The sequence below is a fragment of the Photobacterium aquae genome, assembly GCF_001029445.1.
Taxonomy (GTDB): Bacteria; Pseudomonadota; Gammaproteobacteria; order Enterobacterales; family Vibrionaceae; genus Photobacterium; species Photobacterium aquae.
Genome location: NZ_LDOT01000002.1, coordinates 151,994 through 176,664, shown reverse-complemented (window position 1 = coordinate 176,664; position 24,671 = coordinate 151,994). Strand labels below are relative to the sequence as shown.

Annotated in this window: 19 protein-coding genes and 4 tRNA genes; 15 read left to right on the top strand and 8 right to left on the bottom strand. The window is 47.0% G+C overall.

The genetic code is table 11. The features are described from left to right. Positions 1–34: 34 nt before the first annotated feature. Positions 35–2,242 carry a catalase/peroxidase HPI gene (gene katG / locus ABT56_RS01470; RefSeq protein ID WP_047877066.1) on the bottom strand — a complete coding sequence of 736 codons (2,208 nt, stop codon included), beginning with the start codon at positions 2,240–2,242 and terminating at the stop codon, positions 35–37. Positions 2,243–2,603: 361 nt separating this feature from the next. Between katG and ABT56_RS01465 the strand changes: the two genes are divergently transcribed. After that, positions 2,604–2,894 (top strand): putative quinol monooxygenase, encoded by a 291-nt coding sequence (locus ABT56_RS01465; RefSeq protein ID WP_047877065.1) that lies wholly within the window; start codon positions 2,604–2,606, stop codon positions 2,892–2,894. Between the two features lie 70 nt (positions 2,895–2,964). On the opposite strand, the gene amrA is transcribed toward ABT56_RS01465, so the two are convergent. After that, positions 2,965–3,555, bottom strand: a complete 591-nt coding sequence (amrA, locus tag ABT56_RS01460; protein ID WP_047877064.1) for an AmmeMemoRadiSam system protein A — start codon at positions 3,553–3,555, stop codon at positions 2,965–2,967. Beyond that, on the bottom strand, positions 3,524–4,318 hold the full coding sequence (gene amrB / locus ABT56_RS01455; protein WP_047877063.1) for an AmmeMemoRadiSam system protein B: 795 nt from the start codon (positions 4,316–4,318) through the stop codon (positions 3,524–3,526). The genes amrA and amrB overlap by 32 nt, the downstream gene beginning before the upstream one ends. A 93-nt stretch (positions 4,319–4,411) precedes the next feature. On the opposite strand from amrB, the gene amrS reads away from it, so the two are divergent. Further along, positions 4,412–5,497, top strand: coding sequence for an AmmeMemoRadiSam system radical SAM enzyme (gene amrS / locus ABT56_RS01450; RefSeq protein WP_047877062.1), 1,086 nt, complete (start codon positions 4,412–4,414; stop codon positions 5,495–5,497). A 100-nt stretch (positions 5,498–5,597) separates the two neighbouring features. After that, entirely contained in the window at positions 5,598–5,906 is a 309-nt protein-coding gene (locus ABT56_RS01445) for a glutaredoxin domain-containing protein (RefSeq protein WP_047877061.1), read from the top strand. A gap of 118 nt (positions 5,907–6,024) precedes the next feature. Here ABT56_RS01445 and ABT56_RS01440 read toward each other — a convergent pair whose 3' ends face one another. Then, positions 6,025–6,636, bottom strand: coding sequence for a TetR/AcrR family transcriptional regulator (locus ABT56_RS01440; protein ID WP_047877060.1), 612 nt, complete (start codon positions 6,634–6,636; stop codon positions 6,025–6,027). A 200-nt stretch (positions 6,637–6,836) separates the two neighbouring features. On the opposite strand from ABT56_RS01440, the gene ABT56_RS01435 reads away from it, so the two are divergent. From ABT56_RS01435 to ABT56_RS23175, 4 genes are all read left to right on the top strand, one after another. Further along, a complete protein-coding gene (locus ABT56_RS01435) occupies positions 6,837–7,961 on the top strand; it encodes an efflux RND transporter periplasmic adaptor subunit (RefSeq protein ID WP_047877495.1) in 1,125 nt (374 codons plus the stop codon). Between the two features lie 3 nt (positions 7,962–7,964). Further along, positions 7,965–11,018 carry an efflux RND transporter permease subunit gene (locus ABT56_RS01430; RefSeq protein ID WP_047877059.1) on the top strand — a complete coding sequence of 1,018 codons (3,054 nt, stop codon included), beginning with the start codon at positions 7,965–7,967 and terminating at the stop codon, positions 11,016–11,018. A gap of 170 nt (positions 11,019–11,188) precedes the next feature. Next, a complete protein-coding gene (locus ABT56_RS01425) occupies positions 11,189–13,123 on the top strand; it encodes a methyl-accepting chemotaxis protein (RefSeq protein WP_240478234.1) in 1,935 nt (644 codons plus the stop codon). Positions 13,124–13,650: 527 nt separating this feature from the next. Next, on the top strand, positions 13,651–15,435 hold the full coding sequence (locus ABT56_RS23175) for a methyl-accepting chemotaxis protein (RefSeq protein WP_240478233.1): 1,785 nt from the start codon (positions 13,651–13,653) through the stop codon (positions 15,433–15,435). A 99-nt stretch (positions 15,436–15,534) separates the two neighbouring features. Here the strand turns inward: ABT56_RS23175 and brnQ (ABT56_RS01410) are convergent, their stop codons facing one another. The 3 genes from brnQ (ABT56_RS01410) to brnQ (ABT56_RS01405) form a co-directional block, all read right to left on the bottom strand. Further along, positions 15,535–16,830: a branched-chain amino acid transport system II carrier protein gene (brnQ, locus tag ABT56_RS01410; RefSeq protein ID WP_047877057.1), complete on the bottom strand. Its 1,296-nt coding sequence runs from the start codon at positions 16,828–16,830 to the stop codon at positions 15,535–15,537. Between the two features lie 117 nt (positions 16,831–16,947). Then, positions 16,948–17,070: a hypothetical protein gene (locus ABT56_RS24565; RefSeq protein WP_276203175.1), complete on the bottom strand. Its 123-nt coding sequence runs from the start codon at positions 17,068–17,070 to the stop codon at positions 16,948–16,950. Positions 17,071–17,248: 178 nt separating this feature from the next. Beyond that, positions 17,249–18,577, bottom strand: coding sequence for a branched-chain amino acid transport system II carrier protein (gene brnQ, locus ABT56_RS01405; protein WP_084722127.1), 1,329 nt, complete (start codon positions 18,575–18,577; stop codon positions 17,249–17,251). A gap of 390 nt (positions 18,578–18,967) precedes the next feature. On the opposite strand from brnQ (ABT56_RS01405), the gene gloA2 reads away from it, so the two are divergent. Then, positions 18,968–19,357: an SMU1112c/YaeR family gloxylase I-like metalloprotein gene (gene gloA2, locus ABT56_RS01400; RefSeq protein WP_047877056.1), complete on the top strand. Its 390-nt coding sequence runs from the start codon at positions 18,968–18,970 to the stop codon at positions 19,355–19,357. A gap of 13 nt (positions 19,358–19,370) precedes the next feature. Here gloA2 and ABT56_RS01395 read toward each other — a convergent pair whose 3' ends face one another. Beyond that, positions 19,371–19,571, bottom strand: coding sequence for a hypothetical protein (locus ABT56_RS01395; protein ID WP_047877055.1), 201 nt, complete (start codon positions 19,569–19,571; stop codon positions 19,371–19,373). Positions 19,572–19,897: 326 nt separating this feature from the next. On the opposite strand from ABT56_RS01395, the gene ABT56_RS01390 reads away from it, so the two are divergent. The 7 genes from ABT56_RS01390 (at position 19,898) to ABT56_RS01360 (ending at position 24,646) form a co-directional block, all read left to right on the top strand. After that, the gene (locus tag ABT56_RS01390; RefSeq protein ID WP_205626046.1) at positions 19,898–20,839 is read left to right on the top strand and encodes a sugar kinase; all 942 of its coding nucleotides are present in this window, start codon (positions 19,898–19,900) and stop codon (positions 20,837–20,839) included. 171 nt (positions 20,840–21,010) lie between these two features. Then, a tRNA-Cys gene (locus ABT56_RS01385) sits at positions 21,011–21,084 on the top strand. Between the two features lie 3 nt (positions 21,085–21,087). Beyond that, positions 21,088–21,163, top strand: a tRNA-Gly gene (locus ABT56_RS01380). 72 nt (positions 21,164–21,235) lie between these two features. Continuing rightward, a tRNA-Leu gene (locus ABT56_RS01375) sits at positions 21,236–21,322 on the top strand. Positions 21,323–21,325: 3 nt separating this feature from the next. Next, positions 21,326–21,401, top strand: a tRNA-Gly gene (locus ABT56_RS01370). Positions 21,402–21,554: 153 nt separating this feature from the next. After that, positions 21,555–22,139, top strand: a complete 585-nt coding sequence (locus ABT56_RS01365; protein ID WP_047877054.1) for an HdeD family acid-resistance protein — start codon at positions 21,555–21,557, stop codon at positions 22,137–22,139. 461 nt (positions 22,140–22,600) lie between these two features. After that, entirely contained in the window at positions 22,601–24,646 is a 2,046-nt protein-coding gene (locus tag ABT56_RS01360) for an EAL domain-containing protein (RefSeq protein ID WP_047877053.1), read from the top strand. Positions 24,647–24,671: the final 25 nt, after the last annotated feature.

Below are 24,671 nucleotides of genomic sequence, written 5' to 3'. Positions count from 1 at the left end.
TCGATGAGTCGGTGGTAGGTTGATCACCGCAAAATCATGAGAGATCAAAGCGGTCCGCATGCATTACTTTCGACCATGCGGCGACAAAGTCATGGACGAATTTTTCTTTGGCATCATTGCCGCCGTATACCTCGGCGATTGCCCGTAATTGGGAATTGGAGCCGAAGACCAAATCAACCCGCGTTGCGGTCCATTTTACGGCGCCGCTGTTGCGGTCGCGGCCTTCAAAGGTCTGGGCTTCTGGCGAGGTTGGGGACCATTCTATTCCCATATCGAGCAGGTTGACGAAGAAGTCGTTGCTCAATGTACCGGGTTTGTCTGTAAATACACCATGTTGCGATTGGCCGAAATTGGCGTTGAGTGCCCGCATCCCACCGATAAGCACGGTCATTTCCGGTGCGGTTAGGGTGAGTAGTTGGGCGCGGTCAATGAGCATTTCCTCGGCGGATACGGCATAGGTTTGCTTGCTGTAGTTACGGAAGCCGTCAGCAAGGGGTTCCAGTACCCCGAAAGAGTTGGCATCGGTCTGTTCGTTGGTCGCATCGGTTCGGCCTGGCGAGAATGGCACATCTACCGAGAGGCCAGCATCGTTGGAGGCTTTTTCTATGGCAGCACAGCCGCCGAGGACGATAACATCGGCAAGGGAAACGCGCTTGTTACTCGATTGACCGTTATTGAAGTCATTTTTGATGCCTTCAAGGGTACTCAATACCGCACGTAATTGATCGGGTTGGTTGACCTCCCAGCTGTTTTGCGGCGCAAGCCTTATTCGCGCACCGTTAGCGCCCCCCCGGTTATCAGAGCCACGGAAGGTCGCCGCCGAAGACCATGCGGTGTAGACCAGTTCAGAGACGCTGAGATCTGATGCCAAAATGATACGTTTGAGATCATCGGCATCGTTGCTATCGATTAAATCATGATTTACTGGGGGAACGGGATCTTGCCAGATCAGATCTTCGTCGGGTACTTCAGGCCCAAGGTAACGGGATTTTGGCCCCATATCACGGTGGGTCAGTTTGAACCATGCACGGGCAAAGGCATCGGCAAACTCATCGGGATTGGCTCGAAAGTGCTCTGAGATTTTGCGGTATTCGGGATCCTCGCGCATCGACATGTCAGCGGTGGTCATCATAATGCTAACCCGTTTGGCGCTGTCTTCTGGATCCGGGGCATGGTTCTCGCCCGCCAGATTTTTCGGAGCCCACTGGTGGGCGCCAGCCGGACTTTTAGTTAGTTCCCACTCATAGCCCAGTAGCATGTTGAAATAACTGTCATCCCACTGCGTTGGTGTCGGGGTCCATGCGCCTTCCAGTCCACTGGTAATCGCATCACGCCCTTTACCGCTGCCATAGCTACTTTTCCAACCAAGCCCCATCTGTTCGATCGGAGCCGCTTCGGGCTCGGCCCCTACAAGGGCGGCATCTCCGGCACCGTGGCATTTACCGAAAGTATGTCCCCCCGCGGTTAAAGCAACGGTTTCGTAGTCATTCATTGCCATTCTTGCGAATGTTTCGCGGACGTCGCGGCCAGATGCCAACGGGTCGGGGTTGCCATCTGGGCCTTCGGGATTGACGTATATCAGCCCCATTTGTACTGCCGCTAATGGGTTTTCAAGATCGCGCTCGCTGGAATAACGGTTGTTGCCGAGCCATTCGTCTTCCGCGCCCCAGTAGATATCCTCTTCTGGCTCCCAGATATCCGCACGGCCGCCACCGAATCCGAATGTCTTGAAGCCCATTGATTCAAGAGCGACGTTGCCCGTGAGCATAAAGAGATCGGCCCATGACAGGTTGTCGCCGTATTTTTGTTTCACCGGCCACAATAAGCGACGTGCCTTATCGAGGTTGCCGTTATCGGGCCAACTATTGAGGGGGGCAAAACGTTGGTTGCCTGTGCCTGCGCCACCGCGCCCGTCACCGGTACGGTAGGTGCCGGCAACATGCCAAGCCATCCTGATCATTAACGGTCCGTAATGGCCGTAGTCGGCGGGCCACCAGTCTTGGGAATGGGTTAATACATGTTCGATATCATTCTTGACGGCGGTGAGGTCCAGTTTGTTGAAAGCGTCTTTATAGTTGAAGTCGCTTGCCATTGGATTGGCTTTGGTGTCGTTCTGGTGAAGGATTTTTAGATTGAGTTGGTTTGGCCACCAGTCAACATTCTTGGTCCCGCTGCCACCGAGGTGGGTATGGCTGCCGTGCAGAAACGGACATTTTCCTGCAGAGTTACTGTCATTGCTCATGGATCACTCCTATCAGGTCATGCGTTATCGCAGAAAATGGACACGTTATGAATATAGACGGGCTTGCAGGCTTTCACCGATGGATTTATCAATATCTACAATCGTATTTTTCGGTTGATTGTGTGTTTATTTATCGATTTTTTGATTTTGTCGGTGTTGTAGGGAAGAGAGTAGTGAGCGTGCATGAGATAAATGCCCCCTGATTGCGACACTGATTATGGACGAATAGCTCCATAATGCATGGAGGCTAGGGGGATGTTTCGGCGAAGGAAGGGGTGTCATGATAATACATATTGAACAGTGAGTTGTGAGCCGCAGGTACCTAACCTGTGTTTGCCGCATATAACGATATGGGTTGGAAATGATCAGTAAAATTGTCAAATTCACAGTGAAGCCAGAGCAGAAAGAAGCGTTTAAAGACGCATTGCAGCGTAATTTTGAGGGAACACAGTCGGAGCCGGGCAGTTGTGGAATGCATCTTTATACAGATGGTGAGCATCCGGATACCTTTATTGCTATTGAGCACTGGCAGGATCAGATAGCATTCGAGGCCCATATGGCACAGCCTTATACCCAAGCCATGTTGGCGATGCTGCCGGATGTGCTGGCTGCGCCTATCGAGATAGTTGATTTGGCGCCATTGAATAGCTGAAATACAGGTATCTATAAAAACGGCAGGCGATGTATCGCTTGCCGTTTTTTTTTGAGAACGGTAATGGGATTTAGAAGTAGTACTTGCCCTTGATGCTATTGACCGTGAAGGTTTGCACTTTCATGGTCGGCGACCAGTAAGACGCATTCCAGCCTGCTTTGAGTTTTAATTGGCGAACAAAATGTTCGGCTTTTGGCAGGCTTTGCCACACTTGCGGGAGGAATAGTGCCTGTTGGTGACCATCAGATAAGATTAGGCCCACTTTGTTATTGCCGAGATAATTGATGAGCTCCTGCTCTGAGCTGACCGTTAAGGTTTCTGGTTGGCACAGAACGGAGACCTCGATTTGCAGGTCGTCCAACTGGTCTTCTGTCAATGGCATGAAGCGGCGATCTTGGTATGCACTGGCACGGGCACGGTTGTACACCTCCATCACTAACGGTGAGCGTGCGATGATCGTACCCAGACAGCCTTGCAGTTGGCCGTTGACGGTAAGGGTAACAAAACAAGCGCCTGGCTGAAGAAGGCGGCGTGTATAAAGATCGAGCTGTGGAGGCTGAGGGCAGCCTGACGAAAAATGGCCATGAATAGCATCACGTGCCACATCCAGTAGTTGGGTTAATTCGCCTTTATTGAGGCTCTGACACGAGGTAACTGACATATCCTACGACTCTCTCCTTATCTCCGGCTTGGGTATCGCCGGAATTTATTAGTGTTTTACGGGTAAGTTGGTATCCCCTCTGTTTGGCTAGCAAAAGTAATGTATTGATACCGGTTGAGCCGCAGGCTTGTTCGGGGGTCAGGACTGGTTCGAAGCTTTCGATAAGCGAACAGGTTGCATTATCGAGGCTGCAGGCTTGGTCATAGTTGTGAAAATGGCTGAGATCACTACTGATGACAAGCAGGCAGTCTTCATCGCGCCACAGCTGGTCGAGCAGCGTGGCGACAGTACCTGAGGATACATTACTGGTTAAGAGCGGTAACAGGGTGAAGTCATGCAGGCATGACTGCAGAAAAGGCAGCTGGACTTCAAGACTGTGTTCCTGAGCATGTACCTGATCTGATACCTCAATATCATTCATTTCCCTGAGTATTTCAATAGATTGTCGGTCAATTTTTATCTTGCCTAGCGGAGTGGCGAAATATTCAGCATCAGGTACGGCGCAGCCTTTGAAATAGTAGCGGTGGCTTGGTCCTATGAGGATCACTTTGCGGATATGCGCAGCCTGCATTTTGATTTCGCGGTAGGCTTGAGCCGCTACCTCGCCGGAAAATATATAGCCGGCATGGGGGACAATAATAGCGCGAATGCTAGATCGGCAAGACGGAACGGGTGTATCCAGCCATTGATTGAGTTGGCCTTGTAGTTGTTCTGGAGAATGGGGGTAGAAGCGCCCGGCAACGGCCGGCGGTCGGATGTTCATAACTATTTCCCTGAGGTCGTGTAATCGGCAAGCCTTGCCGAATACGAGCTTATATACTCATTATAGGAATAAATACTCACTCAGGTGACTATGATGGAAAAGCCTCCTCGGTATTATCCCACTCGCTACTGGCATCAACTCGATGACGGGCGGGTGCAGTGTGATGTCTGTCCGCGCCACTGTCAGTTACGGGACGGGAAATTAGGAGCTTGCTTCATTCGTATGGCGAAAGACGGCGAGATTGTGCTTACCAGTTACGGACGATCGAGCGGATTTTGCATCGATCCTATTGAAAAGAAACCGCTTAATCATTTCTATCCCGGTTCATCGGTGCTTTCATTTGGAACTGCGGGTTGTAATTTGGGGTGTAAGTTTTGCCAGAACTGGGACATTAGCAAATCTCGCGAAATTGATACCTTGGGAGCGGTAGCCATGCCCGAGCAATTGGCAGCAGCGGCCAAGCGTTATGGCTGTGACAGTATTGCCTTCACTTATAATGATCCGGTGATATTCATGGAGTACGCCATTGATGCCGCAATCGCCTGTCGGGCTGAGGGGATAAAAAGTGTTGCGGTTAGTGCCGGTTATTTGTGTGATGCGCCCCGGCGCGCGTTTTTCCATCATATGGATGCCGCCAATATTGATCTCAAGGCGTTTACCGAGCGTTTTTATCGCAAGGTTTGCAGTGGTCATTTGGCACCGGTGCTCGATACTTTGCTCTATTTGCGCCATGAGACGACGGTGTGGTTTGAGATTACCACCTTGTTGATCCCTGGGGAGAATGATAGCCATCGCGAGCTGGATGCGATGACACGTTGGATCTATACCCAACTTGGCCCAGATATCCCTATTCATTTCAGTGCGTTTCACCCGGATTTCAAAATGTTGGACAAGCCCCGCACGCCGTCGGAGACAGTGATTAAGGCTAGGGAGATTGCCATCGCCAACGGTCTGCACTATGCCTATGTCGGTAATGTATTCGATGAAGCGGGAGATAGCACTTACTGCCCGGGGTGCGGTCACAAGGTGTTATCGCGCAACTGGTACCAGCTTGGGGAGTGCCATTTAACTGCCAAGGGAGCTTGCCATTATTGCGGCTACCAATTGGCTGGACATTTTAAGCGTATAGCGCATGCCTTTGGCCGGCGTCGCATTCCCGTGCAAATTACCAGCGCCTAGGATTGGCTGCGGGCGATTATGACAGACAGTCCTTGTCAGGGATAAGGGCGATCCGATATCTTAGCGGCCTGAGTGATTTTGATACCATGAGATAGAAAACATGTCTGATATGACAATGGAACAGTTGGCAAGCTACCAGAACCTTGTAATTACCCAGCCTAATTGCCCATATTGCGTAAAGGCCAAGGCGATTTTGGACGAGCGTGGTACGGAATACACCACTTTGGTGTTGGGTACTGATCTTGCGAAGACAACAATGGTTGATTTCATTGAGCAAGCGACGGGCAACCAAGTACGTACGGTGCCGCAAATTATCCTTGATGGCCAGTACATTGGTGGGCATGACGATCTTGTCGCATTTATCGAGCGTCAGGTCGAGAACGATGCGTTCGGTGACTTCGAGCTATAATGTCTTGTTAATGCATAGAAAAAGCAGCCTGTTGGTTGCTTTTTTTATGCGTGTTTTTTAACTGGCTAGAATGACCCGTTATTCATTATGGGGGTATCAGTCTTGAGTCTGCAGGGACTTAGGCTGCCGGTTGGTTTGCTTGTCCGTAGGATGCCAGTAGTACCGAGACGACAGTTTCAATCTTTTCTTCAAGAATCTTCCCATCAAACGTTGGGGCAAGGTGCATGACTTGCGGCCAAAACAATAATCCTTGGAAAAGGCTGACATAGATATTGGTCAGTGTTTTGAGATCGGTGTGTTTGAGTTTTCCTGCCTCCATAGCTGCTTTGAACCATTGGGTAACCGCCTTGGTGCTGTATAGGGTGGTTATTAAGTTCTGTGCCATTTCTGGTTGGCGGAGAAATTCCATGACGATGGTGCGAGATAGGTCGATACCGTAAGTGTTATATAGCACATCGACTTCTTGGTAGGTGATGTCTGTCAGTTGTTCGTGGAGACTGCGTTTTTCGTCAAAGGGATACTGAACGTGGCTGTCGACAGATTGCTGGATGATCGTCAGGACGGATTCGAACAGGCACTCTTTGCTTTCGAAGTGGCGGTAGAGCGTCCGTTTGGAGACTTCGGCGGTAGCACTGACTCTATCCATATTGGCGGCAATAAAGCCGTGCTGAATGAATTCTTCTTTTGCGGCTTCGATGATTGCCAAGCGTTTTCTTTCTGAACGTGTCATCGGTGTTCGTTCTTTTCTATTTGCCTTGTTTGAACTTTATCAAATCTCTGTCAAAAAGTACACGCGCGAGTTTACTTTCGGTTTTGCGCTGCTATAAAATAAACTTGCGAGTTTACTTTATGCATCCCCGCACGTATTAGCAATGAACCGGCACCCATGCCATGTCTGAACAACACGGGTCGCGCCTGACCAATCTTTTAATGGAGAACAAGGTGAAAACGTATTCGAGCAAGCCTGCATTTGCGTCATTTAAACAAAGCGCCATTGCTGCCAGCCTGTCTGTGGCCGTGTTGCTGCTGAGTGGTTGTGGTGAAGAGCAGCCGCAGCAAACCGTGGCGCCAGTTGTGAAACCGGCATTAACGGAGGTGGTATCAACCCAAACCAGTGCCGATTTGAGTTTCAACGGTGTGGTTCGCGCGGCGGAACGTGCTGATTTGGCATTTCGGGTTGGGGGGCGCCTCACTGAGATCCTTGTCAAAGAAGGGGATGAAGTGAAACAGGGGCAGTTGCTTGCCAAGCTGGATCCTCGCGATGCTCAAACTGCCCTTGCGTCTGCTTCGTTGGAGTTGGATAACACCAAAGCAGAGTATTCAAGGGCAAAGGCGATTTATGAGAAGAGCCAGGCTATAGCCAAGAGCGATCTCGATACGTTGGCAACGCGTTATAACTTGGCAAAAAACCGTTTGGCAGAGGCCAAGCGCCAGCTGGAGTATACCCAGCTAAAAGCACCGTTCGATGGCATCATTGGTCGAAAAATGGTGGATAACCACGTTCAGATCCAAGCTAATTCCCCTGTGCTTACCTTGCATGATCTTAGTGATCTCGAGGTCGTGATTAATATCCCGGACAGCGTGATGCTGTCACCGCTGCGTGGTACTCAGGCACAGGCCGAACTGTCGGCTATTCCGGGGCAGCTGTTTCCGTTGGCATTGCGGACCTATGCCACCCAAGCCGATCCGGTGACTCAGACGTATGCGGTGGTGCTGGGTTTTGATGACCTGAAGGGTTTTCGTGTTCTGCCGGGTATGGCTGTGAAAGTGCTGCCTGTTGCCGCACATGCAGAGAATGAGCAAATGGCATCATCGTCGACAATTACTGTGCCGTTGACTGCCATTGTCCCTGATAACCAAGGCAAGCAGTTTGTTTGGGTGATTGGTGCAGGGAACAAGGCGGAGAAACGCTACGTTGAAGTTGGTGCGTTGGTGAAGAATCGTATTGTGATTGAACAGCACCTTAAGCCGGGTGAGCGAGTGATCATTGCTGGCGTGTCGAGTGTGCGTGAGGGCATGGAAGTGCGTCCTTATAGCGATAACAACGGAGCATAATCGATGGATATTGCACGTTATACAATCGCCAAGCGAACCAGTGTTTGGGTGATGATCGCGTTGGTACTGTTAGGTGGCTATATCAGTTACCTGAAGTTGGGGCGCTTTGAAGACCCGGAGTTTGTGATCCGCCAGGCGGTGATCAACACCCCTTATGCCGGTGCGACGGCTCAGGAAGTGTCGGACGAAGTGACCGATGTGATTGAAGGAGCTGTCCAGTCGCTGCAAGAGCTTAAGGAAGTGAAGTCGGTTTCGAAGCAGGGAATGTCTGAGGTTACTGTGGAGATCAAGCTGGAGTTTGCGAAAAGCTCGGCCGATCTCCAGCAAGTTTGGGACAAACTGCGGCGTAAAATCAGTGATGTTCAGCGCCAATTGCCACCGGGGGCGGGTCCGTCGATTGTCAATGATGACTTTTCGGATGTTTATGCGTTGTTCTTTGCGGTAACCGGAGAAGGGTTTACCGATAAGCAGCTGCAAGACTATGTCGATAGCTTGCGGCGCGATCTGGTTCTTGTATCGGGTGTGGCGAAGACAGCAACATTGGCTGAACAGCAAGAGACAATCTTTGTTGAAATCTCCAGTGAGAAGCTAGCCAAGTTTGGTGTTTCAGCAGAGAACGTGTTCAAAGTACTGCAAAAGCAGAACTTGGTAACGGTGGCGGGGAGCATTGAAACTGATGCTATGAGGATCCCTGTTATTCCGAGTGCGAGCATCCGTTCGTTCAATGATCTGAAGAACCTGCAGGTGGGGGTTGGCAGCAACAATACTGTTTTGCGGTTGGGTGATATAGCCAACGTGACCCGCGGTTATCAAGAACCGGCGTCCATGATGATGCGTTATAACGGTGAGCGGGCAATTGGTTTTGGTATATCCAATGTCACTGGCGGCAACGTGGTGGATATGGGGGATGCGGTCAAGGCGCGGATTGCCGAGCTGGAAGGCCAGCGTCCTTTGGGTATTGAGCTCCATGTTATTTCGATGCAGTCAGATTCGGTGCGAGCATCGGTGGCGAACTTCATTGATAACCTGATTGCCGCTGTTGCTATTGTTTTCGTGGTCTTGCTGCTGTTTATGGGTGTCCGCTCCGGGGTAATTATCGGCTTTGTGTTGCTGCTGACCGTTGCTGGTACGTTATGCATCATGCTGATTGAAGACATTGCCATGCAGCGGATTTCTCTGGGGGCGCTGATCATCGCGCTCGGCATGCTGGTGGATAATGCCATTGTGGTAACTGATGGCATTTTGGTCAGGATGCAGACTAACCCAGAGGAAGATCGCGAAGTGATTGTCTCTGAGGTGGTGAATGCTACCAAGTGGCCATTGCTGGGCGGTACAGTGGTGGGGATCTGTGCATTCAGTGCTATCGGTCTTTCGCCTTCGGACATGGGGGAATATGCTGGTTCGCTGTTCTGGGTGATCTTGTACTCGATGTTCTTGAGCTGGGTATTTGCGGTTACTGTCACCCCGATGCTCTGCTATGACTTTATGAAAGTTAAAGCGGTACCAGCCGATCGCAAACCTGGTTTTATGGTGACGGCGTACAAAGGCCTGCTGACTTGGGTTCTGAAGTACCGCCTTATTAGCTGTGGTCTGCTGCTAGCGACTTTGGCGACCGCCATGTGGGGAGTTAAGTTTGTCCCGCCGGGCTTCATGCCAGATTCGCAACGCCCGCAGTTTGTGGTGGATGTTTACTTGCCGCAAGGTTCGGACATCAAGCGTACTGAGCAGGTTGTCGCCAGCATCGAGCAGGATGTGAAAGCCAAAGAAGGGGTAACGAATATTGCTAGCTTTATTGGTGGTGGCGGCCTTCGTTTCATGCTGACCTATTCACCGGAAGCGCGTAACCCAAGCTATGGCCAGTTATTGATTGATATTGATGACTACACCAAGATCGCCCCATTACTGGGTGAGTTGCAGGCTGAGTTGGATGCCAAGTACCCCGATGCTTCAATTAAAGTGTGGAAGTTCATGCTAGGCCGTGGGGGCGGCAAGAAGATTGAAGCTGGCTTTAAAGGGCCGGATAGCCATGTTTTGCGCCAGTTGGCTGAGCAGGCTAAGGCCATCATGCTCAGTGACGATCAACTGATTGCGGTACAGGACGATTGGCGCCAGCAAGTGCCGGTACTACGTCCAGTATACTCGGCGCAGGAAGCCCAGCGTTTTGGTTTGACTACTCAGGAGATCAATCAGGCGATTGCCCAGACACTCTCGGGGCGTAATGTGGGCGTTTACCGTGAAGGTGATGATCTTATCCCGATTGTGGTTCGTTCGCCGGAAAATGAGCGCAACCATCAACGCGCCATTGAGAATACTGAAGTGTACAGCCACACCGTGGGCGGTTTCATTCCGGTAAGTCAATTGGTCGAGTCGGTCGACGTGGTATGGGAAGATGCGATTTTACGTCGTATCGACCGGATGCCGACGATTTTGGTTCAAGCCGATCCGGCCCCTGGTGTGCTAACCGCCGATGCATTTGCCTCTGTGCGTAGCAAGATTGAGGCGATTGACTTGCCAGCAGGGTACGAACTGATTTGGTACGGAGAATACAAAGCTTCGAAGGACGCCAACGAAGGGCTGGTGATTTCTGCGCCATACGGTTTTGCGGCGATGATATTGTCGGTGATCTTCATGTTCAATGCGTTGCGCCAGCCTTTGGTGATTTGGTTGACGGCACCATTGGCGTTGATCGGGGTAACCGTGGGGTTGATTATTTTCCAGACCCCGTTCGAGTTCATGGCAATTCTCGGTTTCCTCAGTTTGATCGGGATGATGGTGAAAAACGCCATCGTGCTGGTGGATCAGGCCGATGTTGAAATTAGAGACGGTAAATCGCCGTATCAAGCTATTATTGACGCGGCTTTGAGTCGAGCTCGTCCGGTTCTGCTTGGGGCATTGACTACGATACTGGGGGTTGCCCCGCTTTTGATTGATCCCTTCTTCAAGAGCATGGCTGTAACCATCATGTTTGGTTTGTTGTTTGCCACAATCCTGACATTGGTAGTGATTCCATTGTTTTATGCGATGTTCTTCAGGGTCAAATTGGACGCCGTAAACTAAAGCAAAGCATGTTTATTTGCTGTAAAAGCCCGCCGCTGAAAAGCGGCGGGCTTTTTGTTTGAAATTGGTTTTCTATTTCCGGAGTCGGTCTCGGGTAGGTTTGCGAATTATGCAATAGTGACTCTATGTTTATAGTGTATTGTAAATGCATGTAATAAATAAATTTCATCATGCTGAATTCTAATTGTGAATATAATTGGCGCAAATTATTACCTGTACTTTCTCACATGCTAAAGAAAATCAGTCTCGTATTTTTACTTGTTATTCTTTCTATTCTCGCTATTACTGTTTTAGTTTCGAATCATTTTTTGGATAAGTTTCGACATGAAAATATCCTATATGCAGATAATTTCGCCACTAAAACCATCACAGGTAGTTTTAATGCTGCCATTAATGAATTGATTTCTTCTACTGAATCGCTGGGTCATGCAATGCTATTGGATCCCGTTAAGCCATTTGATGAGAAATCTGTTTTACAAAATATGATGAATATCGTTAATACAAACGATACATATAAGGCGATGACAGTAGCCGCCCCTGATGGACGTTTCTTTTCTACAGCCACTAATGGTTGGTCGAAAGATCTGAATGCCAAAGAAAGTGGTCGCGAATGGTTTACGGCGATTATTGTGGATCATAAAGTCGGGCATGCTACCGCACCGTACCAGTCAATTGATGGGACAACGACGATTACAGTGAGCGCACCGCTGACCTTTAACGGTAGGACGGTGGGTGTTGTGGCAATCGATGTTGATTTAAATCAGATTATGCCAGAACTCGGTGTGGAGTTTGCGATTACAACGAAAGACGGGATGATTGTTGCGGTTGATAGTCAGTCGATTGACTGGTTGAACCAAAATCTTTTCGATGTACGTCCGACATACAGAAGCATTACTGAAGAGCCGTCGATTATCGTCAGCCCAGCAGGAAGTGTCTTTAGTATGTCTCGAGAATCAATTGGTGATGATTATTATGCGTATGTGTTTACTAATCAAAAACAAACAGTCGAAAATGCGCAAAATATCTTATCTGCGTTGATCGTCTTGCTGGTCACGATTGGATTGGTGCTGACAGCAACAATCTATATGATCGTACGACGTGAGTTGGCAAATATTCCGAGAGTCGTGAGTACGATCGGTAATATGGCTGAGGGCGAATTTCATTTAGTTAATATACCAAAGGCCAGCAATGAACTTGATAACATATCTGGGTCGCTGGTTACCATGCAGGCGCGTATTAGTAATGTGCTGAATTCAGCACAGGTAATAATGAAAAGCCTATCTGAGCATCAGCAACAGATTTCGGATATTTCATCGCAGCATGTTACTCGTTCAGAATCTGAATTGGCGAATATTGAACAAGTTGCCAATGCTATCTCTCAAATGGCTTCAACAGCCAATGATATTGCAGAAAGTGCACAAGCTGCTGATGTAGAAACATCATCAACACTGAAGCTATCTTCAGCCAGTCTTGAGACATTGAAGCGCTCTACAAGCATCGTAGATCAGGTAACTCTATCGATTAAAGAGTCATCAAGGGTTCTAAACGAGTTAAAAGGGCTTTCAGACAATATTAGCTCGGTAGTTGAAGTCATTGGTAATATTTCAGACCAAACGAATTTGTTAGCACTGAATGCAGCGATTGAAGCCGCGCGAGCCGGTGAGCAGGGGCGTGGTTTTGCGGTAGTTGCGGATGAAGTCAGAGCACTGGCGGTAAAAACTCAAGAATCAACAGTCAGTATTCAGAGTATTATAACGACCTTGCAGGCGAGTACGCAGAGTGCGGTTGAAGCGATGAACGGCAATTTACAGCTGGCAAGCCGACTATCTAGCAATTCTGAAGAAATTGAAGTGGCATTTAATGAAATATCGTTAAAAGTTTCTCAGCTGTCAGATATCAACTCAGCGATGGCTCGGGCTTCTGAAGAGCAATATATCGTTAACCAAGAAGTATCCCGCAGTGTTGATGAGATTAAAGTGATGGTTGGCGATAACCTTATGGGGGCCAAAGAAGCAATAGAATCTAACTCTGAAATGGCCCAATTGGTGGACGAACTAAAAGGCGAAGTGAGTTACTTTAAAGTAACGGTAGCTGAACCAAGATAATCGTATATCCCAATAAAGATCGGTAAGTGAGCCCGCCGCAGGAATGTGGTGGGCTTTTTTGTATTTGTTTAAAAATTAAAAAAGCCTATCGTGCCTATATATTTAGAACCTTTTTAAGTTCTCTCGAGGTTGTTATTCGCTAGTGACTGTTTTTATTGGTTGGAAAATGGCAGTTACGTTATGTGCAGAGTGCTATCTTGTTTCTATGTTTATGATTAAAAGGGTTTTTTATTGTTTTGGCTTTAAGTTATTCCATCGTGGTTATTATTTGTAGCCATTTATGCTTTTTGTGAATATAATCCGCTGCCCAAAAAAACAGACTCATATGTTGATTTGTGCAGTAAATGATAATGATAAAAAAAGTAAATAAAGCCATAAAAAACATCCCGCTTAAAGTATTGCTTTCGCTTTCATCCTGTTTTGCCATCCTGTGTTTCATCATAGTGATATTGGTAAATCAAAACATGCTTGCTGGTGTTAGGGATAACACTAATCATGTAAACGATTATATTGAATTTAACCGTCATATGCGTGCATTTCAGGAGAGCATAGATAGCAGTCGTGTTGAAACGATTTATGGATTAGGTTTTGATAGCCGCCTTAATCCAATGGTGGAAGCGAATCGTGCCAATCTTGAATCGTTGCAAGAACGTTACAACACTATCTTGCAATCTGGCAATATAGTGCTGACATCTGATATTCGGCAGACTCTGGCTCAATTTTTTGATAATTACGCTCGCTATGTTGAGCTGTCAGTCGTTATGCGTGATAAACGAATGGCGATGAATGAGACTTATGCGTCATTAAGTTGGATCACTTCAACGATTACTCAGGTCGATCTCGCCATTGGGGCCAATCGCAATGCAGATGATATTGCGCAGTGGAACCGTAATTTAGCGGCAATCTCTGATACCGGGGCGTTGATGCTTCATCATATTGCCGAAGGTGTGAAGGGACGAAGCCTCGACGATAGTCAGAAAACACTGACTATGACAGAGTCTCTGCTAGAAGATCTGAAGGCATTTAAGTCATGGCCAGAAGTTGGATTGCTGTTACAACATGCCCATGATTGGTGCCGAAAAATCAGTGATATTATCCTGCTTCAAAATCAAGTTATTGTTATTTCAGGTGAAATGGCAAAACTAGGTTCAGAAAATACGGCAATGGTTACGGAACTATTGGCGCAGTCTATTCGTTCTAGCCAAGCATTGGGACAACAAACGACGTCATTGTTAGAATCTGTAACGGCCAGTCAGTGGGCTGCGACAGCGGTGGCTGCATTATTGGCCCTCAGCCTGAGTGTGCTGATGGCGGCTGGTATCAGCAAGATTATTGCCACTCTGTCTGACGCGACACGTCAATTGGCAGATGGCAGGCTCGATGCTATGACAGGGATAGATGGCTATAACGAGCTAGGCAAGTTAGGACAAAGTTTAGATAATGCCATTGATAAATTAGCCGCTACCCTTGCCGCTTTGCGTGGGATCAGTGAGGAGGTTGCGGCTTCTTCCACTGAGTTGGCCGCGGTAATGACGCAAAGCGAAGTCAATGGCAAGGAGCAGCAGCATCAGGTGTCATTGATTACCTCAGCCGTTAACGAGTTGGCTCAGACAGCAACACAAGTGGATGGCCACGTACAATTGGCTGAGACAGAAGCGCGACGTGCTTTTGATTTGGGACAAAGCAGTGCCCAGGTCGCCCAGCAGGCCCGCCAGATGACGGATGAATTACAAGCTCAGTTAAATGAAATGTCAGCTCAAGTTATGGGGCTCAACGAGCAGACGATCAAAATCAGCGAAGTTGTGACGGTTATTGACAGCATTTCGGAGCAGACGAATTTGCTGGCTCTAAACGCAGCGATTGAAGCCGCGCGGGCGGGAGAAAGCGGACGTGGTTTTGCCGTTGTTGCTGAGGAAGTTCGGACCTTGGCGGGAAAAACACAAGCATCAACCCAGCAGATACAATCGATTATTGAACAGCTTCAACATAAATCTTCAGAGGTTGTTGAGGTGGTTAACTGTACGTTGGATAAGGTTAGTCGCAATCGTCAAATGAGCGAGCAAGCCGATCAGCAGTTGCTGAAGATCAGTGAGGTTATTGCCAATATTAGTCAGGTCAATGCTGCTGTGAGTCAAGCTGTTGAAGTGCAAAATACGGCGATTTCTGACATTACGGCGACGATTAATGGTATCAATGACATTATTATTCAGAATGTAGCAGGCATTGGGCAAGCCGCTGAGGCAAGCAGCCATCTTTCGCTGCAGGCTGAAAATCAAAATAGCCAATTGGACGTATTTCAATTACCTAAGTAATAACGGTTATTTTCATTAACCCGCCCAGATATGGGGTGACACTTAAAAAAGCCTGCCATGTTAAATGGCAGGCTTTTTTTGTTGTGTTTGTTTTTATTTTTATGCGGTGTGTTTTTTCATACTCGGAACCAACCACTTTTTCTGGCTTAGCAGCACGATGCAGCATGGCAGCAACCAGCTGGCGTGGGCGCTATAGAGCGGTAGCCATTGGTTAAATGTTTCGTTGAGTGACGGTGGCATTTTATCAAGAATGCTAATGGCATCTAAGCTACCGAAAACAAAGGCGGTTACGATTGTTGCGACATAAGTTCGCTTAAATTTCTTGTCCCCTGGGTAGAACAGGGCTGCAAGGATCAGGGCAATGGCCACCGGGCATAGAATCAGGATGGCAGGCAGGCTCAAAGCGAGGATCTGGTCAAGACCAACATTGGCAATAAGACCTGTAATCACAACGACGATAGTGGCACTGCGACGGAACGGTACATTGAATGTTTGCTGGTAGTATTCGGTACAGGCGTTTGTAAGGCCAACAGTCGTTGTCAAACATGCCATGATAATAATTGCAGCCAGTAGTAGCTGCCCATAGCCACCGAATGCGTGAGCTACGTAGAGGCTTAGCAATTCGCCACCGTTGCTGGCACCTGCTGCAATAGGTGATGACGTTGCCCCTACATAACCCATTGCCAAGTAGCATAGGCTCATCAAGAAAGCGTAGATAAGCGCGACCTTGAAGGTAATACGGCGAACGGTTTTTTCTGCGGTTACGCCTTTGTCGTTAATGGCTCGGATAACCACCCAGCCAAACCCCACAGCTGCGATAGCATCCATTGTCATATAGCCCTGAACCAACCCTTGGGTAAGAGCCATATCGGCAAAATCACCGCGCGGAACAGAAGGTGGCGCAAGGGGATTGATTACCGCTGTGATAGCTAAAGCAAACAGCATTAGGATCAGCATTGGTGTCATGATTTTGCCAATGTAGTCGACAAGTCTGCCTGGGTAGAAGGCTAGCAATAGAGTGAGTAGGCAAAAAAGTGTTGAAAACAGGGCAAGGTGGTTATCAGTAACAAAAGGCTTGATCCCCATTTCGTAGGCCACGGTGACGGCTCGAGGCATGCTAAAGGCCGGTCCAACAGCAGTGAGTAGCGAAACCCAAATTAGCGTAGCCAGCCACTTAGGTAGCGGGTTAGTCAATTGATTGCTGCTGCTCAAGCGGCCAAAAACAATGAGGGTTAATGCGGGCAGGCCAACGGCCGTGATTAAAAAACCTGCCATAGCCGGCAATAGCTGGGTTCCAGCTTCAAGGCCGAGAAACGGGGGAAATATGATATTGCCAGCCCCGAGGAACATGGCAAACGTCATGAGGCCGATAGCCAAGATGTCATTTGTTTTCATTACAAGTCCTGTATTTGCATTCCAAAAATTTGGGTTAGGACCGTCAGTGGCTAAAGGAGAGATAAGAGAAGGGATACTTACTTTCCGTCAGCCCGGCTGACGGAAATGGCCGCCAGCCTAGATAACGATGACTAGGACGACGACAGCGACGACTGTCTGTGTTGCACGCATAAGTGCATTCTGGGCTTGTGCCAGTGCCGAATGGGCAAGAAATGCATTTGATTTAGTATGAATAAGCATGATGCTTTTATTCCTTCTGCGAACAACGGATACAACATATAAGTATTTACGGGTGCTGTAAACCGCAAACTGAGAAATTTATCAAAGCGAGAGTTTTGTGCTGGTTAAGTGGGCGATATACCGAGGGATCAAATGAATGGGCCGCCAGCAATAGCCAGCGGCATGTGGTAGAAGGGGGTTACTGCTCGGTAGTGCTGTATTCTGCTTTATTTTTTTTGAGGGCTACGCAAGGTAATTTGTGTCGGTATAGCCGGGCAAAGAACAGGGATGCGAGACAAGGTAAGAACCAGCTGGCATGAGCGCCATAAAGCGGTAAATATTGGCTAAATAATGTGTTGAGGCTTTCTGGCAGTTTGTCGAGGATATGCAGGGTATCAAGCATACCGAAAAATAGAGTCACGGTAACGGTGGCAAGGTAAACACTGCGCATATTGCGCTCCGCTTTGATGAATAGTGCCGTTATGACAAGCGCGATAGCGACAGGGCAGAGTATCAGAATGGCAGGCAGGCTGACTGCGAGAATTTGGTTGAGGCCGAAGTTGGCAATAATGCCTGTAAGAAGGCATACGATAAACGATGTAAATGAGAATGGGGCATTGAATGTTTGCTGGTAGTACTCGGCACAGGCATTGGTTAGGCCAACAGTTGTCGTTAGGCAGGCCATGACGATAATGCCAGCAAGTAGGTATTGGCCATAGATACCGAAAAGCTTGGCGACGTACAGCGATAGGATTGTTCCGCCATTTTCAGCGCCGCCAGCCACACCGGAGGACGTTGCGCCAACGTACCCCATTGCAAGGTAGCAGGCTGACATCAGTACCGCATAGATCATGGTAACTTGAATCGTAGAACGAAACAGGCCTTGGCGAGATGCGACTCCTTTGTCGCGGATAGTTTTGATGATGACCCAGCCAAAGCCAACCGCGGCGATGGCATCCATTGTCATATAGCCTTGAATTAAGCCTTGGGTCAGTGCTTGATGTTGGTAGTCACCTGTTGGTGCAGCCATTGGGCTGATTGGGTGGGTAAAAGCAGCGATAGCCAGTATAGCGAGTAAAGTGACTAACAACGGAGTCATAATTTTTCCGATGTAATCGACGAGTTTCCCACGTTGAAAAGCCAGTATCAGGGTCAAGCTGACAAACGCAATGGAAAACGGTAGCAACATGTTTGAGCCAACGAATGGCGCTATACCCATTTCGTAGGCGACGGTAACGGCGCGGGGCATACCAAAAGCCGGACCAATGGCAGTAAACAGCAATACCCAAAATAATGTGGCCACTGGTGCAGGTAGTGCGGCAGTAAGCTGTTGGCTGTTGCTTAGGCGTCCTAGAACGATCAGTGTCAGGGCAGGTAGGCCAACGGCTGTAATTAAGAAACCGAGCATGGCCGGTAAAAAGTGGGTACCCGCTTGAAGGCCGAGGAATGGGGGAAAGATGATATTGCCCGCACCGAGAAACAGTGCAAAGGTCATAAGACCTATGGCGAGTGTGTTGTGTTTGTTCATTCGGACTAGTCCTCTTACTGAATGTATTCAGTTTTGTTTTGGACCGTCAGATAAGCTGATGAAAGAATAGGATGGATATGATGATTCTCCCGTCAGCTAGGCTGACGGGTATAGCCGCCAGCCTAGTTAATAATCACTAGAATAGCAGCAATAATGTTATGTGATACAGATGTCCCGCCTGTCCTGAAGACAGTTGCGCAAACAGATTGTCGGCATTGGCGGTTGAGCATGGTCATTTCCTAGACATAAGTATCGGATTCCTATTTAACATATAAATTATATTTCGAAATGTAAACACTTAATGGTGATTAAATTTGCATTAAGCCAAAGACATTTTCGCCGAAATGAGTATTTTGAGGTAGTAAGTGACGTTTTAAGAGGTTGCAAGTTGTGTTGAAAGCCATTCACCATGTTGCCGTGATCTGTTCTGATTATGCGCGTTCAAAAACGTTTTATGTTGATATTTTGGGATTGGAGATTATTACTGAACATTATCGAGAGGCTAGAGATTCTTGGAAGTTAGACTTGCAACTGCCTGATGGTAGTCAATTGGAGTTGTTTTCTTTCCCCTCACCCGTCGAGCGGCCTTCCTATCCGGAGGCTTGTGGGTTACGGCATTTGGCTTTTGCCGTGGAGGATGTTGAACGGGTAGCGCAGTACCTGTCATCGAAAGGGATAGGGGTTGAGCCCGTTAGGGTGGATGAGTACACGGGGAAGGCGTTCACCTTTTTCCAAGACCCAGACGGGCTGCCACTAGAGCTTTATCAATATGGCCACTGAGAAGTGACTTGCTTTAGTAGATTATACCTGCCAGCAAGGCGGCAAATGCCAGACTTGCCACACCATAAAAACCAAACTCGATACGTGATTCTGTCACGTTATCACCATCTTGGGGTTTTAGGGTTGCCATGATAAAAAACGCACCGATGGAAAGGCATACCAACAGAACGATCAGGGCAAATAACGTCCCCTCAATGAGGTAGGTAAAGTTCATAAACAGGCCTAATCCATTGTGGCACGAAAATGATGGCTGGATCATACACATCGAATTGCACGATAGGAAGGAATTTCGACACTAAAACGCAATAAAAACAGAGTGTTAATGAGCAATGATAAATAATGAAATTTTGTGGGTGATTAATACGACAAGTGAGAAAAATCGGGGGTAGTATGAAAATAATCTTGGTGGACTATTACATGCCGATGTATTTTTCAACTTGTTAAAATGTAATGCAAAATAATCTTCTAAAAGTCATCGAATTGCAGAGACTTGTGGTGATGTAAGGTGCGGATAATCCATTACGCTTTAAAGATAATCGAATGAATGAAGGTGATTATGTGAAAGTGGCTTTTTTTGGTGAGTGTATGGTTGAGCTCAGCGGGCAGCCGCTACAGCGCACTTTCGGTGGCGATACGCTTAATACCGCGCTTTATTTGGCGAGATTAGGTATTAGTCGCAACATATCAGTGAGCTACGCTACGGCCTTAGGGGTTGATAATATTAGTGCGGAAATGCTGGCGGCTTGGCAGCGGGAACGGATTGATACCCATATGGTGCGGAAATTAGAAAACAAGCTGCCGGGATTGTATTTAGTTGAAACAGAACCTAATGGTGAACGTCATTTCCATTATTGGAGGAATGACAGCGCCGCTAAGTTTTATTTTTCAACGGCAGCCGCGACTCCACTGGAGCAGGCGATTGACCGTAACGAGTTCGATGCTCTGTATATTAGCGGCATAAGCCTGGCTATTTTGGCTGAAGATGCCAAAGCGACGTTAGTGACGTTACTGGATAGGCATCGTCAGCTTGGCGGTAAAGTTCTTTTTGATAATAATTTCCGGCCCCAGCTATGGACGGAGAAACAAGCTCAGTACTGGTATTCGCAGGTACTGCCATTTGTTGATATCGCTTTGATGACGGAAGAGGATGATCAACGGGTTTGGGGTGATAACGATATAGTCGCCCGCTGTTGCCGTTTTGGTTGCAATGAAGTGGTTATCAAGCGTGGCAGTGATCCTTGTGAAGTTGTTAGCCATTTGCAGTCGCCTAAACCTCGGCGTATTTATGTTGATGCTAATGATATTGGCAATGTTGTTGATACTTGCGCCGCTGGTGACTCCTTTGCTGCGGGTTATTTAGCAGGACGTCTGAGTGGGGTGGATGAAAAACAGTCTGCAGAATTGGGACATCGGTTGGCATCGATAGTTATCCAGCATCCTGGCGCGATTATTCCTGCTACAGCGATGACATCTTTACTGTGATTGATCTTTGAAAGGGGGAGGTTGCATGGGCAAAATGCGTACTCTTCACGATCAATTGTTCATATATCAGTCAGTTGGCGATAATTAAATAAAATTTTTATTGACTCATAAGCAGCATTGCGTAGAATGCACGGCATACCCCAGCGGCAATGGCTCGCTAGGTTATTCAGAGGCGCGTTGGCAGAGTGGCTATGCAGCGGATTGCAAATCCGTGTACCTCGGTTCGACTCCGGGACGCGCCTCCATTTGCGACACTAGCTCAGTTGGTAGAGCGCAACCTTGCCAAGGTTGAGGTCACGAGTTCGAACCTCGTGTGTCGCTCCAAATAATTAAGATATGGCCGAAATCGGCGGTATCAAATGGTGCATCCTTTCAGGCACCGCAAAGAATTTGCGTGCCCTGGTGGTGAAATTGGTAGACACAAGGGATTTAAAATCCCTCGACGTTCGCGTCGTGCCGGTTCAAGTCCGGCCCGGGGCACCATTTGCGACACTAGCTCAGTTGGTAGAGCGCAACCTTGCCAAGGTTGAGGTCACGAGTTCGAACCTCGTGTGTCGCTCCAAATTATAAGCCCCGTCAGTAATGACGGGGCTTTTTAATATCTCTTTCTCAGTACCTGCTATTTTTGTAATTTTACTTTTAATACATCGAATTACGATTTATTCCATAACTGTTCTAGACTTCAGGGGTATTCTATAAAACCCTGGGGTATAAAATGTCTAATTCTATTCAAGAGCCTGCTCAATCTGGCAATTCATCCTTTCTGTCTAAAAGCTGGAAGTGGTTTGTTATTGTCGGCATCCTTGTATCGTTAGCTGGTATTGCTGCTATGAGTCTACCTGTGATGGCAGGAGTGACGATTACGACAATAGTAGGGGCCATTTTTTTATTTAGCGGATTGGTACAGGCATATCATACTTTTAGCATAACCCCTTGGAGTATCAAGCTGTGGTATGTGCTGGGGGCTGTGTTTTATATTGTTGGTGGCTTGTTTATTTTGTTTAAGCCATTAGCTGGACTCGTGACAATTACTATGCTGATGGTGCTAGTAATGATTTTCAATGGTATTACCCGTATGGTTTTTGGGATTAGCCATCGTTCGCTATCCGGAAGCGGTTGGGTAATTGTCAGTGGTTTGATTTCGACCTTGATCGGTTTTTACTTCTTCTCATTGTTAAATGATCCTGAGTTTTCCTTGTCTCTGCTCGGTGTGTTTGTCGGCGTATCTCTATTGTTCGAAGGGGTAAGCTTTGTATTTTTGGGATTGCAATTAAAGAAAGTGGTATCTCAACGCGGGTAGTGAAGTCAGTATCGCACCATATCAGCGCATTTCGCTCAACCAAGATGTTTGAAGCAATAATGGCTTTATTCGTTCAAATGGATGGAGTGAGTGCGCTGAGTTTTCCCTCTAGACGGCTCTGTTTTGTTCTTGTGTTTCTGCTTTTTTAATATCTTATGCTAATAAATTAATGCTGCCGTGAGAGGCTAAGCGTTGCTTGGCTTAGTCTCTGAGGGTATATTTGTATTTTTCATGGCGATGATAAAATTCTGTACTGGAACTTTTTTAGTATAAATAATATACTGATTTGTATTAATAAAATAACTATCTTCGCAATTTTGGTGTCATTTTACAGTAGAACCAAGTTCAAGGATGGATCGGCAAGCTGTGAGTATGGTTTAAGTACGAGAGAAAGAATAAAGTACATAGCCATCATAATGATTGTTTTTCTATTTGAAGGTTATTTCTGTAGTTAATAATTTATGACAATTAGTATTAGATTCAATAATTCATATAAGCTCTTTTTGGAATCGGTATTTAATAAAAATAATGCTCGTTCTTATCTATATGATCTATCATCAATTGCATTGCTATTATTACCAATTACATTGGCAAATGCTTTAGCTATGTTATTGGGCCATGGGCTTAATATTATTCATTACGGTGAGTTGGCAAAATTATTTTTCCATCTATCTAACTTGCTCATTAATATTTACCCATTATCTTTTTGTATTATTTCTGCTTATTATTTTTCACATAAAACCAATACAAGTAGCGTCATTGTAATTATATACTCTGTTGTGATGCTATATTTAGTTTCATTAGAAACAGATTCATTATCCGTCGCTTATTATTTGCCCAACAACCCATTGTTAGCGCTATTGAGTGCGTTACTTACATTTGCTTATTGTGCTCGATTTAATGTACAACTAACTGAACCGCAGTCTCTTGATTTTGCAACTAAGTTGGCGAAGCAGGTCCTCCATTTATTTGTATTTGTGTGTGTTGCATTAATACTCTCAAAATTCAGTGCTGAGTCTATCAATTTCTTGTCTCAACAGATCAGTACAGTAGAGCCAGATCCTTTGACATTTACTGGTGGTTTGGTTTACCAGACGCTGCTAGGTTTGCTTGGCGCGATTGGTATCAATGGGCACAACATGCTATTTGCGACAAAGCAGCAATTGTTTGCCGCAACGGAGCTGAATGTGGCTGCCTGGCATGCGGGAGAAGCCTCGCTAAATGTCATTAGCCAGGGTTTTTATGATGCCTTTATGTCTATGGGCGGATCGGGCAATAGTATTAGTCTGCTGCTTTGTATTTTACTATTTTCTAAAACCCGCAACCATATCATGCTGGCTTTAGCTGCATTACCGCTTGTAATATTTAATATTAATGAAGTTTTGTTGTTTGGCCTGCCTATAATTTTTAACCCTGTAATGATTATTCCATTTGTTACGGTACCCTTGGTGAGCTTTATAATAACCTATGCCTGCATTGCATCTGGTTTAGTCTCGCCAGTCGAAAATATTGTAAATTGGATGACTCCGCCATTATTTAGTGGTTACGTTGCTATGGGTAATAATATTGAAGGGGCATTGTTGCAACTATTTATTATTGGCGTGGGTGTTTTTATATATCGACCATTTTATCAGGAATTTGCAGGGAAATATTCAGTACACTTCAAGTCTGTTGCGCAATATACGAGTATGGAACAAACCATGTTCAAGAACTTGCTTGATGGGGTAAGAAGTTCAGCGGCGACAAGTATTAATAAGTCTTCGGCACAGCAGCGATTGGCAAATATGTTGCGAGATGGTGGACTTGTTATGCATTATCAAATGTTGCAGTCGGTTAGTGATAAAAAAATCTGCTCGTTCGAGGCGTTGATTCGTTATAAGAATGCTGCGGGTAAGCTATATCCACCTACGTTTATTGGTGATTTTCAGTTACTCAATGCAATGCCGATGCTGGATAAAGCCGTTATCGAACAGGTATTGGCTGATATGCAACAGATGCCTCTATCATCCGAGCGACGGGTGGCAATCAATATTTCGGTTGCATCGATTGAGCAGCCTGATTTTGTTGATCATTTACTTTCACGTTTGCAGCATTACCAGATCTCGCCCCAATGGTTAGAGATTGAAATTACCGAAGAAGCCATACTCAGTGATAATGTGCATTTGAGTCGGACGATGGAAGCTCTACAGTCTCAGGGTATTAAGGTCGCAATGGACGACTTTGGTACGGGTTATGCCTCGTTTCCGCATTTGCTGAAGTACCCGTTCGATAAAGTGAAAATTGATCGTTCACTGTTGCTTGATGCCGTTACGGACAAGGGGCGGGCACTCTATCCGCTGGTTGCTCAAATTGGTGAAATAGCTAACTGTAAGATTGTGGCTGAGGGTGTTGAAACCGATCAGGAGTATGAGTTTGTCGCCAACAGTGGTGTGGATATCGTACAGGGGTTTCTGATTGCACGACCACAGCCGCTTGAGGATGTGCTTGAAGCGCTGCGTGCCGAATAAGATTAGTCACATCGCTATTCTTGTG

What these genes read in the sequence shown, in the direction of transcription:
- amrB (WP_047877063.1), bottom strand. Translation starts at nt 4,318, where the DNA reads ATGAACATCCGACCGCCGGCCGTTGCCGGGCGCTTCTACCCCCATTCT.
- amrS (WP_047877062.1), top strand. Translation starts at nt 4,412, where the DNA reads ATGGAAAAGCCTCCTCGGTATTATCCCACTCGCTACTGGCATCAACTC.
- brnQ (WP_047877057.1), bottom strand. Translation starts at nt 16,830, where the DNA reads ATGAAAACAAATGACATCTTGGCTATCGGCCTCATGACGTTTGCCATG.
- amrA (WP_047877064.1), bottom strand. Translation starts at nt 3,555, where the DNA reads ATGTCAGTTACCTCGTGTCAGAGCCTCAATAAAGGCGAATTAACCCAA.
- ABT56_RS24565 (WP_276203175.1), bottom strand. Translation starts at nt 17,070, where the DNA reads ATGCTTATTCATACTAAATCAAATGCATTTCTTGCCCATTCGGCACTG.
- ABT56_RS23175 (WP_240478233.1), top strand. Translation starts at nt 13,651, where the DNA reads ATGCGTGCATTTCAGGAGAGCATAGATAGCAGTCGTGTTGAAACGATT.
- ABT56_RS01435 (WP_047877495.1), top strand. Translation starts at nt 6,837, where the DNA reads ATGGAGAACAAGGTGAAAACGTATTCGAGCAAGCCTGCATTTGCGTCA.
- katG (WP_047877066.1), bottom strand. Translation starts at nt 2,242, where the DNA reads ATGAGCAATGACAGTAACTCTGCAGGAAAATGTCCGTTTCTGCACGGC.
- ABT56_RS01360 (WP_047877053.1), top strand. Translation starts at nt 22,601, where the DNA reads ATGACAATTAGTATTAGATTCAATAATTCATATAAGCTCTTTTTGGAA.
- brnQ (WP_084722127.1), bottom strand. Translation starts at nt 18,577, where the DNA reads ATGAACAAACACAACACACTCGCCATAGGTCTTATGACCTTTGCACTG.
- ABT56_RS01465 (WP_047877065.1), top strand. Translation starts at nt 2,604, where the DNA reads ATGATCAGTAAAATTGTCAAATTCACAGTGAAGCCAGAGCAGAAAGAA.
- ABT56_RS01395 (WP_047877055.1), bottom strand. Translation starts at nt 19,571, where the DNA reads ATGAACTTTACCTACCTCATTGAGGGGACGTTATTTGCCCTGATCGTT.
- ABT56_RS01365 (WP_047877054.1), top strand. Translation starts at nt 21,555, where the DNA reads ATGTCTAATTCTATTCAAGAGCCTGCTCAATCTGGCAATTCATCCTTT.
- ABT56_RS01440 (WP_047877060.1), bottom strand. Translation starts at nt 6,636, where the DNA reads ATGACACGTTCAGAAAGAAAACGCTTGGCAATCATCGAAGCCGCAAAA.
- ABT56_RS01430 (WP_047877059.1), top strand. Translation starts at nt 7,965, where the DNA reads ATGGATATTGCACGTTATACAATCGCCAAGCGAACCAGTGTTTGGGTG.
- ABT56_RS01390 (WP_205626046.1), top strand. Translation starts at nt 19,898, where the DNA reads ATGAATGAAGGTGATTATGTGAAAGTGGCTTTTTTTGGTGAGTGTATG.
- ABT56_RS01425 (WP_240478234.1), top strand. Translation starts at nt 11,189, where the DNA reads ATGCTGAATTCTAATTGTGAATATAATTGGCGCAAATTATTACCTGTA.
- ABT56_RS01445 (WP_047877061.1), top strand. Translation starts at nt 5,598, where the DNA reads ATGTCTGATATGACAATGGAACAGTTGGCAAGCTACCAGAACCTTGTA.